General features: G+C 57.4%; 13 protein-coding genes and 1 tRNA gene. 4 read left to right on the top strand and 10 right to left on the bottom strand.

Annotated features, from left to right (window positions below; all coding sequences use genetic code 11):
* Window positions 1-1,506 carry a trimethylamine methyltransferase family protein gene (locus tag AC2FI8_RS06110; RefSeq protein WP_496777849.1) on the bottom strand — a complete coding sequence of 502 codons (1,506 nt, stop codon included), beginning with the start codon at window positions 1,504-1,506 and terminating at the stop codon, window positions 1-3.
* Window positions 1,507-2,172: 666 nt separating this feature from the next.
* Between AC2FI8_RS06110 and AC2FI8_RS06115 the strand changes: the two genes are divergently transcribed.
* From AC2FI8_RS06115 to AC2FI8_RS06130, 4 genes are all read left to right on the top strand, one after another.
* Window positions 2,173-2,247: transfer RNA gene (locus AC2FI8_RS06115), tRNA-Gly, on the top strand.
* Window positions 2,248-2,511: 264 nt separating this feature from the next.
* Window positions 2,512-4,332, top strand: coding sequence for an ABC transporter transmembrane domain-containing protein (locus AC2FI8_RS06120; protein ID WP_496777854.1), 1,821 nt, complete (start codon window positions 2,512-2,514; stop codon window positions 4,330-4,332).
* A 154-nt stretch (window positions 4,333-4,486) separates the two neighbouring features.
* Complete coding sequence (locus AC2FI8_RS06125; protein WP_496777856.1) at window positions 4,487-6,376, top strand: acyl-CoA synthetase; 1,890 nt, start codon at window positions 4,487-4,489, stop codon at window positions 6,374-6,376.
* 12 nt (window positions 6,377-6,388) lie between these two features.
* Complete coding sequence (locus AC2FI8_RS06130; RefSeq protein WP_496777858.1) at window positions 6,389-7,312, top strand: alpha/beta hydrolase; 924 nt, start codon at window positions 6,389-6,391, stop codon at window positions 7,310-7,312.
* Window positions 7,313-7,316: 4 nt separating this feature from the next.
* Here AC2FI8_RS06130 and AC2FI8_RS06135 read toward each other — a convergent pair whose 3' ends face one another.
* From AC2FI8_RS06135 to AC2FI8_RS06175, 9 genes are all read right to left on the bottom strand, one after another.
* Entirely contained in the window at window positions 7,317-8,153 is an 837-nt protein-coding gene (locus AC2FI8_RS06135; RefSeq protein ID WP_496777860.1) for an alkaline phosphatase family protein, read from the bottom strand.
* Between the two features lie 157 nt (window positions 8,154-8,310).
* Window positions 8,311-9,948 (bottom strand): ABC transporter ATP-binding protein, encoded by a 1,638-nt coding sequence (locus tag AC2FI8_RS06140; RefSeq protein ID WP_109313204.1) that lies wholly within the window; start codon window positions 9,946-9,948, stop codon window positions 8,311-8,313.
* A complete protein-coding gene (locus tag AC2FI8_RS06145; RefSeq protein ID WP_496778164.1) occupies window positions 9,945-10,760 on the bottom strand; it encodes an ABC transporter permease in 816 nt (271 codons plus the stop codon). The genes AC2FI8_RS06140 and AC2FI8_RS06145 overlap by 4 nt, the downstream gene beginning before the upstream one ends.
* Window positions 10,760-11,716 (bottom strand): ABC transporter permease, encoded by a 957-nt coding sequence (locus tag AC2FI8_RS06150; protein ID WP_496777864.1) that lies wholly within the window; start codon window positions 11,714-11,716, stop codon window positions 10,760-10,762. The genes AC2FI8_RS06145 and AC2FI8_RS06150 overlap by 1 nt, the downstream gene beginning before the upstream one ends.
* A gap of 15 nt (window positions 11,717-11,731) precedes the next feature.
* A complete protein-coding gene (locus AC2FI8_RS06155; protein WP_496777866.1) occupies window positions 11,732-13,318 on the bottom strand; it encodes an ABC transporter substrate-binding protein in 1,587 nt (528 codons plus the stop codon).
* A 124-nt stretch (window positions 13,319-13,442) separates the two neighbouring features.
* On the bottom strand, window positions 13,443-15,437 hold the full coding sequence (locus tag AC2FI8_RS06160) for a CocE/NonD family hydrolase (RefSeq protein ID WP_496777868.1): 1,995 nt from the start codon (window positions 15,435-15,437) through the stop codon (window positions 13,443-13,445).
* A gap of 51 nt (window positions 15,438-15,488) precedes the next feature.
* Window positions 15,489-16,592, bottom strand: coding sequence for a glycerate kinase type-2 family protein (locus AC2FI8_RS06165; protein ID WP_496777873.1), 1,104 nt, complete (start codon window positions 16,590-16,592; stop codon window positions 15,489-15,491).
* Window positions 16,592-17,029 (bottom strand): D-aminoacyl-tRNA deacylase, encoded by a 438-nt coding sequence (gene dtd / locus AC2FI8_RS06170; RefSeq protein ID WP_496777875.1) that lies wholly within the window; start codon window positions 17,027-17,029, stop codon window positions 16,592-16,594. The genes AC2FI8_RS06165 and dtd overlap by 1 nt, the downstream gene beginning before the upstream one ends.
* A gap of 25 nt (window positions 17,030-17,054) precedes the next feature.
* Window positions 17,055-17,723 carry a nitroreductase gene (locus AC2FI8_RS06175; RefSeq protein WP_496777877.1) on the bottom strand — a complete coding sequence of 223 codons (669 nt, stop codon included), beginning with the start codon at window positions 17,721-17,723 and terminating at the stop codon, window positions 17,055-17,057.
* Window positions 17,724-17,758: the final 35 nt, after the last annotated feature.

Here is a 17,758-nt window from a genome sequence, read left to right on the forward strand (position 1 = left end):
TTAGGGCTGAAGATGGATGGGATAGTTGGCTCGAATACGTGCTTCAGCCTCTGCATCAAGATGTGCCGAATGCGGTGCTGCCAGTATCTCGGTCACGCGGGTCCGTGCCTGATCCCAGATCGAAAGACGGCCTGCAGCAACCCAGTCATCGACACTTTGGCGATTGGCAAGAGCCGGATAGTGATAGTCTGACTTCATGCGCTTGAGCGTTTCGAGTTCCCCCAGATAATGACCGTCCTGGGTGACGACGCGTTCCACCGCGTCCAGATCGAGTGTCTCCACACTCACTTCAATTCCCCTGATGCTGCGCAGGATTGCCCCGCACATGTCGTCGTCGATCACCATCGCTTCGGGGCTGGCCACCATGATCGAGCCCAGCATCCCCACGGAAAGGTTGATCATGTCGGCGCCGCCATGTCCGGCCAGGGCGACGGTGTAGCCTTTTTCATAGCCCGCTTGGGCATCCACCATCTTGGAATCCGTCATACCCGCCGAGACTGTGGATGGTAGGCCGATATGGGCCAGAAGCTGGGCCGCGGCAGCATTGGCGATCGCTGCTTCACCGCTGCCACCGCTCATGGCTCCGGTGCGCAAGTCGGAAATGAAGGGCATCAGCGCATAAATGCACGGGCTACCCGCCTGGATACCGTCAACCACCACTAGGCCAGCGAGCGACTCTGCCAAGCCCTGTGCCAATGCGCCGGCCAAGGTGACCGGACTTGTCGCACCTGCCTGGCCAGCCGAACAAATCTGCGGGATCATGCCTGCTCTCACGGCCTTCTCCAGCATCAGTATTCCTTCGGCGCTATAGGTCAGCGGGGGAACCACATGGACAATCACTGCCATGCAAAACGGTCTTTCCCGGAATGCATGTTTGTGGCCGAGCGCTATATCGAACAACTCAACTATCGGGTCGATGTGGTCAGGCTCGCAAAAGCTGATGCCAATTGGTTTCGAAGTGGCTTTGAGGCAGGCAAATGCGGTGTTGATGTCCAGCTCGAACGGGTCGGTCAAATCCCTGGTAACAACGGGCCGTACACCATAGTGGATGTTCGACGATGCATCCAATACGCGCATTAGATCGTAGAGGTCGCTTAGTGAGCTGTCCTTGTAGGCGCCGGTTGCGGCATCCAGAGTCTGAACCGCCGCTCCGCCGGTCCCGATGTGAACCCGGCTGCCGCCGATCTGCAAATCCCTGTCTGCAGTGAACCCCGGTAACGTGATCTTTCTTGGAGCGCGAGACAGTGCATTTCTGATCATCTCATTTGAAAAACAAAGGCGTCCGTCAGGGCGACGCCACGCCCCTGCAGCAATCGCCCGTTCGGTTGCCTCTGCCGGCAAGCCGACCATACCCACTGTCGAAAGAATGTCATAGGCATGCGCTTCGATGGCTGCCAATTCCAAGGACGACAGCGGCCTCAAAGCACCCCCAATCTGAAATGCAGGCAGTGCGCCCGGTTCCAATCCGGTTTCTGATGTCTCTTGTCTTCGCGTGCGTCTAACCATCTACGCCCCTCAACAACACCAATAAAGCGCAATTGTCTTGTGTTGAAAATTCAATAAACCGGCTCAGTTGGTGAACAAAATTCACGAAAGGTCTTTAGCGTTGCTTTGCGCTGTATGAGTCTCATCGCAACAGCTCGGTTTATCTCAAACCAATGAATGCGTCGCTTTTTAAAAAGGGCTTTCCTGTGACGTTTGTGTCCGCGCATACCGCTATGGGTTGTTGCAGCAGATATTGGAGTTCAACATTCTAAATGTCAGCTCCAACCCTAATTGGGCAGGTCAACAATGCCGCCCGAGGTGTGAACGCCGGTTTTCTCGCCGCGCCGCGGTACAACGGCCGATTCCCATGCGGCAAAATATCCGCAGCGAGTGTGCGCAGCGAAAAATCAAAATCACATAATGGGCTCAGTGCAGTCCTTGCCGCCAATAAGACGAATGCCCGTTCTGTACGCAATGGGGACATTCGAACAGTTCCGATGGGAACAGGGACACTTTGATTGTTCCGTTGGTTCTATTAAAAAATTGACAGCTTACTTTTTGGCCAAACTCCATAACTTGCCTGCGATTCAGCTGCAGATTTTTTGTTCAACAAAGATCAGTTGTCTGAAAAAAAACAAATCCTCTATTGACCGCAAATTCGGGATGAAATAGACCCGCTCGAGCTGAGCGGGCGTCGTATACTGGCTATTACCTCAGCCTTCCAAGCTGATGAAGCGGGTTCGATTCCCGCCGCCCGCTCCAAGAATTTTTCTCCGACATATAACCTGCAAAACGACTATATTTATTCTAATAGTGCATTGAAATAGTTGTTAAAGCAGTGATTAAGATGCTTGCCTTCCAAGCTGATGAAGCGGGTTCGATTCCCGCCGCCCGCTCCAAATCAGCCTTTAAATTCTGCGTCAAATGGCCCTTTTATGTGGGGTCATATATTGTGGTTCTTGACCCGGCTTGCCGTGGCCGCCAAGAAGCGAACACTTAAGTGCGAAAAAGACGTAAGGGCCAATTATGGCAAACTCTGCCTCAGCCACGCCTAAGGGCAAACCTGCACCCGGTGCCACGGAAGAGCGTGCTGGATCGCGGAAGATAGGCGTTCTGTCGTCTCTTTGGCCATTTATGAAGCCGTATCGGGCCCTGATGACAGGTGCGGTTCTGGCACTGGTGTTGACAGCCAGCATGACGCTAACCCTGCCGCTTGCGGTACGCCGAGTAGTCGACAATTTCCGAATTGAAGATGGTGAGCTGCTGGATTGGTACTTTCTGGCGGCACTGGGCATTGCCGCGATTTTGGCGGTGGGAACTGGCGTCCGCTATGCGCTGGTGACCCGGTTGGGTGAGCGCGTCGTGGCCGATATCCGCAAGGCCGTGTTTAACCGCGTTATTGGGATGAGTCCCGAGTTCTACGAACGGGTCATGACCGGCGAGGTTCTCAGCCGTATCACCACGGACACGACCTTGATTCAGTCTGTGCTGGGATCGTCCGTATCCATTGCCTTGCGCAATATGCTTTTGTTCGCAGGCGGTTTGGTTCTAATGCTGCTGACCTCGGCCAAGCTAACGGGTTTGGTGCTTTTGCTGATCCCGGTTGTGGTGGTGCCGATACTTGTTCTGGGGCGTCGTTTGCGGGTCCTCAGCCGCGAAAATCAGGACTGGATCGCGGCCTCGTCGGGTAACGCAGGCGAGGCACTGAGCGCGGTTCAAACCGTTCAGGCCTTTACGCATGAAAAAGCCAGCCGGCAGCAGTTCGGCAATATGACCGAAACCTCTTATGCGGTTTCTCTTCGGCGTATTCAGACGCGCGCCGTGATGACGGTAATCGTTATCTTCCTTGTATTTTCGGGCATCGTCGGCGTGCTGTGGATGGGGGCAAACGACGTTCGTAACGGCGTGATGACCGAAGGTGTTCTGATCCAGTTCGTGATCTATTCAATCATCATGGCCGGCTCTGTCGCCGCCCTCTCTGAGATTTGGAGCGAGCTGCAACGTGCAGCCGGCGCGACCGAGCGTCTGGTGGAATTGCTGAATGCGCAGGATACCGTGATCGATCCGGACAAGGCAGCATCGCTGCCTACACCTGTTCGGGGCGAGATCCGTTTTGAGGATGTGATCTTCCACTATCCGGCCCGTCCGGATGTTGTGGCACTGGACCATCTGACCCTGTCGATCCAACCGGGTGAAACCGTGGCTTTCGTTGGTCCATCGGGTGCAGGCAAAACCACAGTGATTCAAATGATCCAGCGGTTCTACGATCCGGATGCAGGTCATGTCAGCCTGGACGGCGTTGACCTGCGCGACCTCGACCGATCCGATTTCCGGCAGCACATGGCATTGGTGCCCCAGGATCCGATCATCTTTGCAGCCTCGGCCCGCGAGAATATCCGGTTCGGGCGCCTGGACGCCTCGGATGCAGAGGTCGAGGCCGCCGCGCGCGCAGCTGCGGCACATGAGTTCATCTCGAAACTACCCGAAGGCTATGACAGTTTTGTCGGGGAACGCGGTGTGATGCTGTCGGGTGGTCAGAAACAGCGGATCGCGATTGCACGCGCCATCTTGCGTGATGCTCCGGTTCTGCTGCTGGACGAGGCGACTTCGGCCTTGGATGCCGAAAGCGAACGCGCGGTTCAGGGCGCGGTTGACCAGATGCGCGCCGGGCGCACCACACTGATCGTGGCCCACCGTCTGGCGACGGTCAAAAAGGCGGATCGGATCGTTGTGATGGAAGCCGGTCAGATCGTGGCCCAAGGCACGCACGAGGATCTGGTCGTTCAGGATGGCTTGTATGCTCGCCTGGCGCGCCTGCAATTCACCGACGGAGTTGCGGCAGAATAGCCTGACGTCGGGGAAGTCAGTTTTACGCCGCTGCGTAATTCTACAAATTTGGGCGTGGCCCCTCTAACCCGTCGCTTGCACCTGCGGGGTTTTGCTTCCATCTTGTTTTGGAAAAAACCGCGCAAGACGCGGGAGAAAAACAGGGAGGAGTCACATGGCCTTTGTGGGTTTGCAAGACAAGGCGAGAATGGAGCAGGAAATGTCGTGGGGGGATCGGGATGTTCCGGTCACTTTCCACCAGTTGCTGTCACGCACGGCAGGCAAATTTCCGAACAGTAGTGCGGTCAGCTTTCAGCTCATGTCTGGTCCGACAGACAAGGCCGAGACTCTGACGTGGTCGCAACTGCTTGGCAAAGTCAATCAGGCAGCGAACCTGTTCCGGTCTTTGGGTGTCGGTGAGAAAGACGTGGTGGCATATGTGCTGCCCAACTGCAACGAAACGCTGGTCACCATGATGGGCGGTGCAGTCGCAGGGATCGTGAACCCGATCAACCCGCTACTAGAGCCCGAGCAGATCGCCGCAATCCTGCGCGAAACCGGTGCCAAAGTGGTTGTGACGTTGAAGTCCTTCCCCAAAACGGATGTGGCGCAAAAGGTCGAAGAGGCGGTGCGCCACGCGCCCAACGTCAAAACCATTCTCGAGATTGACCTCAACCGTTATCTGACGCCGCCGAAATCCTGGCTGGTGCCTTTCCTGCGCCCCAAAATGGGCGACAAGGAAAAACTGGCCCATGCGGACTATAAGAACTTCAATAAAGAACTGGCCAAGCAACCAACGACGCTGACTTTCGAAGACAGCAAGGAAGATCGCGTTGCCTGCTATTTCCACACCGGCGGCACGACCGGTATGCCGAAGGTGGCGCAGCACAAATACTCGGGCCTGATCTACAACGGCTGGCTTGGGAGCACGCTGCTGTTTTCCGAAGAAGACGTGATCATGTGCCCGCTGCCGATGTTCCACGTTTTTGCCGTGCACGTGATCATGATGGCCGCTGTGTCGTCAGGCGCCCATGTGGTATTCCCAACGCCTGCGGGATATCGCGGCGACGGTGTTTTCGACAATTTCTGGAAATTGATCGAGCGTTGGAAAGTAACGTTCATCATCACCGTACCCACGGCGATTGCTGCCAAGATGCAGCGACCCGTAGATGCGGACATCTCAAGCGTGAAGACGGCGTTCTCAGGTTCAGCGCCTTTGCCCGTCGAACTGTTCCGCAGGTTCGAAGAAGCGACCGGTGTGACCATCGTAGAAGGCTATGGGCTAACCGAGGCCACCTGTCTGGTGTCCTGCAACCCGGTGGACGGGGAAAAGAAGATTGGCTCGATCGGTATTCCGTTCCCCTATACAGATGTGAAAATCCTGCAGGATGGTCCGGACGGACCAAAGGAATGCGCCGCAGATGAAATTGGTGAGATCTGCATTTCAAACCCGGGCGTTTTCGCCGGTAACACCTATACCGAGGCGGACAAGAACGTAGATCTGTACCACTCCGACAAATACCTGCGCACAGGTGATCTGGGACGCTTTGACGGGGACGGCTACCTGTGGATCACAGGCCGTGCCAAGGACCTGATCATTCGCGGCGGTCACAATATTGACCCGGCCGAGATCGAAGAAGCTCTGCTGGGGCACGATGCTGTCGCGTTTGCCGGTGCCATCGGGCAGCCTGACGCCTATTCGGGCGAGGTGCCATGCGCCTTTGTCGAACTGGTCGATGGCGCCTCGGTGACCGAGAAAGAGCTGATGGAGTATTGCAATGTGCATGTCCATGAACGTGCGGCACAACCCAAGCACATGACCATTCTGGACGAGCTGCCCAAAACTGCTGTCGGTAAGGTCTTTAAGCCTGAGCTCCGCAAACAGGCGATCACGCGTATCTATAACGGCGCGTTGGAAGAGGCTGGTCTTGAGGCACGGGTCATTTCGGTCATCGACGATAAGAAACGTGGACTCGTTGCGCAGCTTGACGCGAAGGGTTCCGCAGAGGACGATGTCAGCAAAGTGCTGGGATCGTTCACCCGGCCGTGGGAGTGGGCTGCCTGACCGGGAGGAAACATGGATTATGAACGTCTGATTGATGAAGAGACTTGGGCGTTCATAAAACGAACGGCTGAAAGCTATCCGGATGATGCGGTCGACCTTACGATCGAGGATCAGCGCCGGGTCTACGACACGATGTGTCGCGACTTTCGCCAACCCCGCCCACAAGGGGTCGAAACACAGGACAGGCAGGCCGATGGTGTGCCTGTCCGCGTTTACAATGCCGGTCACCCGACACGAACCGTCATCTATTTTCATGGTGGCGGTTTTGTTGTTGGCGGATTGGACAGCCACGACGACGTCTGCGCCGAGATTTGCGCGCAAACCGGGTATCGGGTCGTGGCCGTCGACTATCGCCTGTGCCCCGAACACGTACATCCTGCGCAGTTTCAGGACGGCTGGACCGCTACGAACTGGGCCGTGCAGGAGTTTGGCGATCCTATTGTCCTTGCGGGTGACAGTGCCGGTGGCAATCTGGCGGCAGCGGTCGCCCAATATGGGCGAGGGCGGTTGGAGAATGTGCTGGGGCAGGTGCTGATCTACCCAGGTTTGGGCGGCGACAGCGCGAACGGGTCGTATATCGAACACGCCCACGCGCCGCTTTTGACGCTGGATGAGATCGTTTTCTACGAAAAGGTACGTTGCGGTGGCACTGTCCCGCAAGATGATCCGACCTTCGCGCCGCTTCAAGACACAGATTTCTCGGGTCTTCCGCCGACCGTGGTGGCGACTGCAGATTGTGATCCGCTGCGGGATGATGGCGCCGCTTATTGCGACAAGATTTCCGCCGCCGGAGGCCAGGCGCATTGGATCAACGAGCCGGGCCTCGTTCACGGATATCTGCGCGCGCGTACAAGTGTGAAGCGCGCGGCAGACAGTTTTGAGAGGATTTCGGTCGCGATCGAGGCGCTGGGCCAGCAGATCTGGCCCTACGACTGATCTCTCACTTCAGGAACGGTTTCGCCTTCATCGTTTCGGCAATGGGCGCACCCATCCGGTTCAGGATCGTGGGCGCTAGTTGCAGCTGGTCGATCACCGTGTCGACCTCGGGGCCTTCGGCGTCGCCAAAATAATACAGCGCGGTTTCCTGTTGCAGCGGGCTGCGCCCGCCGTGGTGTCCCCGCTCATCCTGTCCGTGATCAGCGGTCACAATCACGTCGTACCCCAGTTGTCGCCAACGCGGGATGAAAGGTGCCAGCATCTCGTCAGCTACGAAGCAAGCGTGGTCCATCTCTTCGCAATCGTGGTAAAAACGGTGCCCCATACTGTCCAATGTGCAGGCATGCAGCAGGCCGTAGTCCAGCCCATGACGCAGGCATAGATTGGTCAGAGTGGCATAGAGATCAACGTCGGACGGGGTCATCTGATTGGCTTTGCCATAGCCTGTCATGGTGTGAAAGCGACCGTGGTTGATCGTTTTGCTCTCAGGCTCATCATATTCGATATCGCGGACGTAATCGAACGGGTGGCGGTTGAAGAACTGCGACCAATAGCTGTGGGTGACAGCGCCGGTTACGCCACCAGCATCTCGTACCTGGCTGAAAACGTCCTTGTGGCTCAGGCGGAAGACATTGCCGTTGCCGGTACAGCCGTGTTCCTGCGGTGTCACACCAGTATGGATCGAGGCATAGCAGCTGGCCGACGTGGATGGCAGAACAGCGCGTAGCTTCCAGACCCGCGCCTCACCGCTGTCGACCCAACCTTCAAGGTTACCGAACAACCGTCGGAAATTGCGCCACGGAACACCGTCCAGGATGATGAGGAGTAGTTTGCGGTCCATGTCATTGGCCTTTTGACTAGATATTTCCGGCGACCCTAGGGGATTCGCGATCAGGGGTCTGCCCGTTCGCGCCCCCAATAGCAAAATCCCGACACCTGTCATCGAACAAGCGCCGGGATTTCAATTTTTCACTTACCTGTCACGGAAAGGGCAGTGGTCAGTTCCCGGCGCTTTCCATTTTGCGGTGGGCAACGACCTCCTCCAGCCAACCCAGATGCATCTCGGGGACGGAACTGAGCAGTAGATCGGTATAGTCGTCAAACGGCGGGCTCAGCACCTCGCTTTTCGACCCATAGCGAACCACGCGGCCCTGATACATCACCGCGATGCTATCGCTGATCGCGCGCACCGTCGCCAGATCGTGGGTGATGAACAGGTACGCCACATCCTCGATCTTCTGAAGGTCCAACAGCAGTTTCAGGATGCCATCCGCCACCAATGGATCAAGCGCCGAGGTGACCTCGTCACAGATGATCATCTTGGGCTTAGCCGCCAGCGACCGCGCGATACAGACACGCTGTTTCTGACCACCTGACAGTTCCGCCGGATAGCGGTCCATGTACTTTTCGCCCAGTTCGATCTCATCCAACAGTTCGACGATCCGCTTGCGTTTTTCGGCACCGCGCATGTTGAAGTAGAACTCCAGCGGGCGTCCAATGATCGTACCAACCGTCTGGCGTGGGTTCATTGCCACGTCAGCCATCTGGTAGATCATCTGCAGCTCGCGCAGGTCTTCACGGCTGCGGCCCTTCAGATCGCCACTAAGCTTGCGGCCAGCAAAGGTGATTTCACCATCGCGCGGCGGCAGCAAGCCTGTGATCACCCGCGCCAGTGTCGACTTGCCCGAGCCGGATTCGCCGACAACCGCCAGTGTCTGCCCCGGATGAAGCTCGACATTGACGTTGTGTAGCACGTCAAAATTCAAACCCTTGTAGCGCGCGGTAATACCTTCGACGCTCAATACCGATTCCGGTGTGGGTTTTTTCTCTTCGTGCTCGATCGAGCGGACCGAAACCAGCGCCTTGGTGTACTCTTCCTGCGGGTTGTTGATGATCTGGTCGGTATTACCATACTCGACCGTATTGCCCATTCGCAGAACCATGATGTCATCACTGACTTGAGCAACAACGGCGAGGTCATGCGTGATGTAGAGCGCAGCAACGCCAGTATCACGAATGGCCTCTTTGATCGCCATGAGAACGTCGATCTGAGTGGTCACATCCAGTGCTGTGGTCGGTTCATCAAACACCACAAGATCAGGCTCGGGACATAGCGCCAGCGCCGTCATGCAACGCTGTAGCTGACCGCCCGAGACCTGGTGAGGATAACGATCACCGATATTGTCCGGATCGGGCAGCCCTAGCTTGGCGAACAGTTCCCGCGCACGGCCTTCAGCCTCTTTTCGCGAAAACTTCTTATGTTCGACCGCAGCTTCGACAACCTGATCCATGATCTTCTTGGCTGGGTTGAACGATGCGGCGGCGGATTGCGAGACATAGGCAACCTCGCCCCCACGCAGATTGCGGATATCGCTATGCGGGGTTTTTAGAATGTCGCGCCCGTTGACCCAGACTTCTCCGCCGGTCAGTTCGACGCCACCGCGGCCATAAGCCATGGACGCCAGACCGATGGTCGATTTACCGGCACCAGATTCCCCGATCAGCCCCAACACCTTTCCGCGTTCGAGGTCAAAGCTGACCCCGTGCACGATTTCGATGTCATGAGGTTTTTCGCCGGGCGGATAGACGGTCGCGCCGATCTTGAGGTTGCGGACCTTGAGAAGGGTATCACTCATCCCCGGCCTCCTTTCAGCGATGTGGTACGGTTTAGAACCCAGTCAGCCACAAGGTTGACCGAGATGGCGAGCGTCGCAATGGCCACAGCGGGGTACAATGCCGCGCCGATACCATAGACGATCCCGTCCTTGTTTTCCTTCACGATGCCACCCCAGTCCGCCAGCGGCGGCTGGACGCCCAGACCCAGGAACGACAGGGTCGAGATAAACAGAACCATAAAGATGAACCGCAGCCCGAATTCAGCCACCAGAGGTGACAGAGCATTTGGCAGGATTTCCCGGAAGATGATCCAGCGACGACCTTCACCGCGCAGCTTTGCGGCTTCGACATAGTCCATCACGTTGATGTCTACGGCGACCGATCGAGACAGTCGGTAAGGACGTGTGGCGTCCAACAGCCCCATCACAAGGATCAGGATCGGAACGGTCACCGGAACAATCGCTAGGATAACCAGTGCCAGGATCAGCGTTGGGATCGACATGATCAGGTCAACCGTCCGGCTCAGCGCCTGGTCAGCCCAACCACCCAGAACCGCAGCCAAAAGGCCCAGCGAGGTACCTGTGATAAAGCTGAGGATCGTAGCCGCTGCGGCGATAAAGATGGTCGTGCGACCGCCATAGATCATACGCGTCAGCAGATCCCGCCCGATATTGTCCGTGCCCAGCAGATGTTCGGCGCTGGACGGTTCCCACACATCACCGACCACTTCGGCCATTCCGTAGGGGGCGATCAGTGGGGCCGCGAGGGCTATGAAAAAGTACAGTCCGGTGAAAAACAGACCGATGGCGGCCGAAATAGGAATGTTCTTCATCATTTCGGATGCCTCAGTCTTGGGTTGGCAAGGATGGACACAATATCGGCAACCATGTTGAGCCCGATATAGACAGCGGCAAAGACGACGCCGCAGGCCAGAACGACCGGCACGTCACGTTTGGTCACCGAGTCCACCAGGTATTGCCCCATGCCGGGATACACGAACACCACTTCGACAACGACGACGCCCACAACCAGATAGGCCAGGTTCAGCATCACAACGTTGACAATGGGGGAAATCGCGTTGGGAAACGCGTGGCGCGCAATGACCTGAAAATTCGAGAGGCCTTTCAGTTCAGCCGTTTCGATATAGGCCGATTGCATCAGGTTCAGGATCGCAGCGCGGGTCATTCGCATCATCTGCGCCAGCACTACCAGTGTCAGAACGAAGGCAGGCAGGGCGATGGCATTGAGCTTTTGCCCGAAGGACATTGTGTCGTTGATCATTGCGAGTGAGGAGAACCAACCAAGTTTCACCGAAATGAAATAGATCACCAGGTAACCGATCAGAAATTCAGGGATCGAAACGGTTGTCAGGGTGATGGCTGAGATCAGTTTGTCCGGCCAGCGGTTGCGGAAACGGACGGCCAGAAGGCCAAGAAAGATAGCAAGCGGTACGGATACGACGGCTGCGGCACAAGCCAGGAACAGAGTGTTCCCTAAGCGTTTTCCGATGCTTTCCGCGATGTCGAGTTTGTTGGTCAAAGACTGACCCAGATCGCCCTGCAGGATGCCTCCCAACCATTCGAAATATCGGGTCAAAGCAGGACGGTTGAGGCCCATTTCCTCGCGCAGGTTTGCCAGCGCCTCGGGGGTTGCGGATTGGCCAAGGACCGCTTGCGCAGCGTCCCCAGGCAGGGCTTCGGTGAGGCCGAAAATCAGAGCCGATGCACCGAAGAGAAGCAGGAGACCCAGCGCAAAGCGCTGGGAAACCAGTTTTATGATAGGATGCATTATCCGTGGGCCCTATCAGGCGAACCACATCTTGCGGGACATGTTGCCGTTCATCATCTCGCCTGCGGGGTCAGTTTCCCAACCTTCAAGCTTGTTGCTGACGCCTTCAACAAAATCGTTGAACATTGGACAGATTACTCCGCCTTCGTCACGGACCATTTGACCCATCTGGCTGTAGATGTTCTTACGTTTGTCATTGTCCAACTCTGCACGCGCTGCGAACAGCATCTCGTCGAACGCCGGCACCTTGAAACGCGTATCATTCCAGTCGGCTGTTGAAAGATAAGCGGTTGCATACATCTGGTCCTGCACGGGACGCCCGGTCCAATAGGACGCACAGAATGGCTGGACATTCCAGACTTCAGACCAGTAACCATCGTTCGGCTCGCGTTTGATCTCCAGCGGAATACCGGCCTGAGCAGCGGACTGCTGGAACAGGGCCGCTGCGTCTACGGCGCCCGGGAACGCTGCATCCGCCACACGAAGAATGATTGGCGATCCGTCGTGGCCCGAATTCTTGTAGTGTTCTGCCGCTTTTTCGATACTGAATTCGCGCTGTGGAATCGACCCGTCAAACAGCGGGTATGCTGCGTTGACAGGCATGTCGTTTCCTTCAGTTCCATAGCCGCGCAGAACCTTGTCGACCAGTTCCTGACGGTTGATGGCATATTTCAACGCCAGACGCAGTTCGTTGTTGTCGAACGGTGCGGTGTCGCAGTGCATGATGAACACATAATGTCCACGTCCGGCTGTCGAATGCACGGTCAATGTCGGCGCGCGGCCCAGCAGGTCCGCAACCTTCGGCTCGATCCGGTTGATCGCGTCTACCTGACCGGATTGCAGCGCGGCAGTCCGGGCGGTCGCGTCGTTGATGACGATCACTTCGACGCCGTCGAAATGGCCGTAATCAGGGTTCCAATGGTTTGCGAACTTTTTGAACGTGTGGCGAACACCCGGTTCGTCGATTTCGACCTGATAGGGGCCTGTGCCGATGCCTGCCGCTGGGTTGTCCATGCCGCCGTCAGGCTGGATGATTAGGTGGTAGTCTGCCATCAGGTAAGGCAGGTCAGCGTTGGGCTCGGTCAGCGTGACCTGAAAATTGTCCCCGTCAGCTTTCATCGACTCGATGCCCTTCATGATGCCCAGGGCACCGGACTTGGAGTCCTCGTTCGAGTGGCGTTCCATGGTTTTCAGCACGTCTTCGCTGGTCATGGTCTTGCCGTTGTGGAACTCGACGCCCTGACGCAGTTTGAAGGTCCAGACCTTGGCGTCTGCGCTGCCTTCGATACTCTCTGCCAGACGAGGCTCTATCGAGCCATCAGTTGCGACTTCTACTAGCTGGTCACCAAACTGCTTGCCGTTCATAAATGGAACCGAGCTGGCGTAGGTGGCCGGGTCCAGCGAGTCGGTGGAACCGCCGCCCTGCAGGCCAAACTTCAGAACGCCGCCCTTGTTCGGGTCCGCCGCGCGCGCAGCGTCAGCGAACATGGTGCTGGCCATCGCTGCCGATACACCCAGAGCCGCCGCTTTCCCCATGAATTCGCGACGGGTCAGTTTGCCCGCAGTGACCTGACCGGCCATGTGAGTGAGTTGTTCGTTCATTTAGTGGTCTCCCAGTTGATTGGTTTCAGCCCTTCTCGGGCATTTTTATTGACGCATGAGTCAAGTTAGGCGCATTTCGGTCTACCGAGCAAGGGCAAATGTCTGCCCCTTGGCCGCCAAAATATCACATCTGGTTGCGTGGAACGGCGTCCTCCGTTTGTTTCGAAAATACCAAAGTTTCGTTTTCAAAGGCACTTATCTGCGCCTTGAGAAAAAAGCTCTCGCGATCCGACCACATTTCGCAGGATGTTTCGGTGCGCAGGTTTATCCCGTCCCGACTGATCTCTTGTGTCCAGCGGCACTGCCCGTGCGCGGATAGGGGGTCATCGGGATGGATAGTCCAGCGTTCATCGGCTGTGCCACCATATGTTAGCCCGTGGTGATTGTCGGTCACACGACCAAAATCATCTTCGATAATCAGGCTGGTTACACCTGAATTAATGTCAGTTTCCACCCGACGAGAATTGCTGCTGTCCCGCAGGGACGTCACGTCAATCGGGGTTTCAGAGTCGGGTTGTTGAAACACATGTTCATCATCACCTGCGGTCGGCCGGATCGGGATCGTAATCGTGCCACCTGTCAGGTGCAGTTCGACGGGTTCGGGTGAGGGCCAGATTAGCGGCCAATACGCGCTGGACACAGCCGCCCGCACGCGATGTCCTTTGGGAACGCGATAGGCGATGTGATCCAGGTCCAATGAGATTTCGTAGGGCGCTCCGGGCGTCAACGGAGTTGGTTGCGCGTGGCTGTCACGGTGCGACAGATTCAGAACGCCATACGTAATCCGGGTCGAAGCTCCGTCCGGGTGGATGTGGTTCAGCCGCACGGCAATCTGTGCTTGCGGGCGGTCGGCGCTGACATTCAGGCAAATGCGCGGTGCACCGACTATATCCAGGTCTTCCGATAAAGGCGGCCCATCGAAACAGGCGGACACCGCATCATCGGTGCGCTGATCACCGGGCATGTCGGGGCCCAGCCAAATGGCGCAATACTCACCGCCGTCCATGCCACAGGTTTGAGGCGAACGAACCCGGGTATCCAACGGTTCATCTTGACCAAGTCCAGCGTTGGACAGGCTCAAGGTCAGGTTGGACAGATGTGAGGTTGCGCCGGTCTGTTCGCTGATCCAGCGCCCCGGTCTGTCGTTGTACCATCGATGTGGACGGACCCCGTCCATCAGATACGCTCGGTAGTCGGGGTCGGTTTCAACTCCGCTATCCAGACCTTTCAGCCAATGATCCCACCAACGCAGCGCCTCTTGAAGAAAACCGATCCTCGGTTCGGGCACCGCGAAATGCGGGTATTTGTGCACCCATGGCCCCACGATTCCCTTGACCGGAGCGTTAAGCTGTTCGACCAGCAGCGGCACGGTATTCTTGTACGCGTCCCCCCAACCGCCTATGGCCAAAGTCGCCGCGCGGATCGCGCTGAAATCCTCGCAGACAGAGCCATGCTGCCAATAGGCGTCGCGCGTCTGGTGGCGCAGCCAGGTCGAGGGCAGGAACGTTTGATTTTCCAAACGCTTAAGCCACAGCTCGCGCCAGTTGGGGCGCAGCGCAGGATCCGGTGCGCGGGATGAGTACGACCACATGGTCGCGCCCCAACCCAGGTTTTCATTTAGCAAGCATCCGCCCTTGTAATGGATGTCGTCTGCGTAACGATCTGCGGTTGAACACAGGGAGATAATTGCTTTCAGCGGCGCGGGTTGAAGGGCGGCAACCTGAAGCGCGTTGAACCCGCCCCAGCTGATTCCCATCATCCCAACGGTGCCCGAACACCACGGCTGATCCGCCAGCCACCGAATTGTTGAGACGGCATCATCCAGCTCTTGCTGAGTGTATTCGTCTTCCATCAACCCTTCGCTGTCGCCATTGCCGCGCATGTCCACACGAATGCAGGCATAGCCGCGTTTGGCAAACCAAGGATGGGTCAGGGCATCACGCGTCGCTGTACCGTCACGCTTGCGATAGGGAAGAAACTCCAAAATGGCCGGAACGGGGTTGCTGTCTGCATCCATCGGACGCCAGACACGCGCTGACAGGCGACATCCGTCGGGCACCACTATGCCGACATCCGGTAAGTCTTCGATATCGCATAGCGAATTGAGCGAGCGCGTCATTGTGGAAGTGTCACGGTCTTTTGCTTTTCCCGGTGTTTGAAAATCGTCAATTCATCGCCTGATTGCGACAACAAGGTCCATCACGTTTGTTCCGGTCGGACCCGTCACCAACAAAGCGCCGGCGGCGTCCAGAAAACTCCCGCTATCTGCATTCTGCAGGGCATGCTCAGCCCCGTCGTCCCAGGTCGTGCCGTCAACAACCGCTCCGGCGGCATTGGTCGGGCCATCGGTTCCGTCTGTTCCGCCAACGACCAGCGTCAGACCCGAGGTCCCGGCTATTTCACGGGCCAGCGCCAGAGCCAGCGCCTGATTGCGCCCGCCGCGGCCCGGCTGATCTGGCAACACAACCGTAGGCTCACCGCCGAACACCATGACACCCGGGGTCATATCCCGCAGGCGTTGTCCCAGTTGGGAAGCGACGTGCAAGAAGTCGTCGTGCAGGCATTCTTCATTGGCCAATACTTGCAGGCTTTCACGACGCGCCAAATCTGCTGCCGCAGAACGCGCATGAGCGTTCGACGCAACAATCTGGGTCACGGCGTCAAATTCGTAAGTGTTGGGCAAGGCGCCAATCCCCGATCCGATGACATTCAGATCATCCCCGGGAACGTCCGAGATTGCCAGAACGGTGGCTTTTTCCCCTTTGAAATGGGCCAGCAGCCCACCGCCCTTTATCCGGGACAGCTTGCGACGCTCGGCATTCATTGCGGTGATATCCATCCCTTCGGACAGCAGCCTGCCGTTCAGCTGCTCCAGATCACTCAGAGTGTTTCCCGGCAGCAAATCCTCAGCCAGGGATGAGGCTCCGCCCGAAACCAGAAGCAGCACATGAGAATTGGGTGCCATAGCCTCAATCGCGGCCCGCAGGGCGCGACCGCCCTCAAGGCTGCGCGCGTCCGGAACGGGGTGTGAGGCCTCGATCAGCTGAACATGTTCCGGCAGACCGCGTCCGTGATCATCCTTGGTGACAACCAGCGTTGGACGCGGGCCGAAATGTTCCAATGCCGCGCTGGCCATTGCTGCGGCTGCCTTGCCGACTGCCAAGATCTGGTCGGGCGTTGGAACCCCATCCAGAACAGCTTTGGTGGCCCTTTTTCCGTCAACCGCATCAACGCCAGCCTGCCAAATGCGAATTGCCTGTTGCCTCTGATCCATCAGCTTTCCATCCAAATCGTGACTGGTCCGTCATTAACCAGCTCTACCTCCATGTCGGCACCGAATTGCCCGGTTTCGACGGCCACACCATGCGCCTGCAACCGCCGCGCAAACTCTTCATACAGGTGCTGCCCCTCATCCGGGGCCGCAGCCTCGGAAAACCCTGGCCTGTTCCCGCGCGACGTGTCGGCGGCCAGCGTAAACTGGCTGATCACCAGAGCCGAGCCACCCACATCAACGACAGAGCGGTTCATCTTGCCGTTTTCATCTTTGAAAATGCGCAACTTTGATACTTTGGCCGCAAGCTGCCCGGCCTTTTGTTCATCATCGCCTTTCATCGCACAGACCAGGATCATCAACCCAGGGCCAGACTGTCCGATCGTTTGTCCATCAACCGAGACCTTGGCCCGGGAAACCCTTTGTAGCAGTGCGCGCAAATCCGTTCTCCGTTTGGTGACGTGGCTATTCGACCCAGCGTGCGATCTCGTCCAGACCGGCCCGGCTGGTTCGAAACCCGTTTGCAGGGTGGTCTGTATCGGAATAGCCGAAAGAGATTGCGCACAAGATCAAGCGGTCATCGGGGATACCAAAGTACCGGTGCAGGAACTGACCATAGCTGGCCACCGCGGCCTGAGGGATTGTGGCCACCCCCAGCGCTTGGGCGGCGAGGGTGAAGGCCATGACAAAACCACCGCAGTCCATCGCTCCGTAAGGACCAAGGTCCGCAGGGCTGGAGATGATCGCGCAATGCGGCGCGCCGAAAAGTGCAAAGTTTTCCTTCATTTGCTGGGCTGAACCTGCACGGTCCCCGCGCTGTACGCCGACGGCTTCGTATAATGCCCAGCCGCATTCACAGCGGCGTTCCTGATATATACCGGTATACGCCGTCGGGAACGGCAGGTCGGGTTCCGGTGCGCCGGTTGTGACTTCGTTTTGCAGCGCTTCTCGAAAAGCGTCAGTGTCGGCGCCACTGGTGATCACGATGTTCCAGGGCTGCGCATTGCACCAGCTGGGGGCACGTGACGCACAGGTCAGAATCTGTTCGATCTGGTCCTTGGGAACGGTTTCAGGTCGGAACGCCCGGCAAGAGTGCCGCTCGGCCAGTAGTTGATCCAGATCGGATAGCGTCACACTGCTCTCCCCTTCGTGCAGACGAGGCGCAGGAT

Source organism: Ruegeria sp. CDSB029 (genome assembly GCF_059611125.1).

Coding starts and splice junctions, on each gene's coding strand:
- AC2FI8_RS06110 (WP_496777849.1), bottom strand. CDS start 1,506: ATGGTTAGACGCACGCGAAGACAAGAGACATCAGAAACCGGATTGGAA.
- AC2FI8_RS06135 (WP_496777860.1), bottom strand. CDS start 8,153: ATGGACCGCAAACTACTCCTCATCATCCTGGACGGTGTTCCGTGGCGC.
- AC2FI8_RS06120 (WP_496777854.1), top strand. CDS start 2,512: ATGGCAAACTCTGCCTCAGCCACGCCTAAGGGCAAACCTGCACCCGGT.
- AC2FI8_RS06160 (WP_496777868.1), bottom strand. CDS start 15,437: ATGACGCGCTCGCTCAATTCGCTATGCGATATCGAAGACTTACCGGAT.
- AC2FI8_RS06125 (WP_496777856.1), top strand. CDS start 4,487: ATGGCCTTTGTGGGTTTGCAAGACAAGGCGAGAATGGAGCAGGAAATG.
- AC2FI8_RS06165 (WP_496777873.1), bottom strand. CDS start 16,592: ATGGATCAGAGGCAACAGGCAATTCGCATTTGGCAGGCTGGCGTTGAT.
- AC2FI8_RS06155 (WP_496777866.1), bottom strand. CDS start 13,318: ATGAACGAACAACTCACTCACATGGCCGGTCAGGTCACTGCGGGCAAA.
- AC2FI8_RS06140 (WP_109313204.1), bottom strand. CDS start 9,948: ATGAGTGATACCCTTCTCAAGGTCCGCAACCTCAAGATCGGCGCGACC.
- AC2FI8_RS06130 (WP_496777858.1), top strand. CDS start 6,389: ATGGATTATGAACGTCTGATTGATGAAGAGACTTGGGCGTTCATAAAA.
- AC2FI8_RS06150 (WP_496777864.1), bottom strand. CDS start 11,716: ATGCATCCTATCATAAAACTGGTTTCCCAGCGCTTTGCGCTGGGTCTC.
- AC2FI8_RS06145 (WP_496778164.1), bottom strand. CDS start 10,760: ATGAAGAACATTCCTATTTCGGCCGCCATCGGTCTGTTTTTCACCGGA.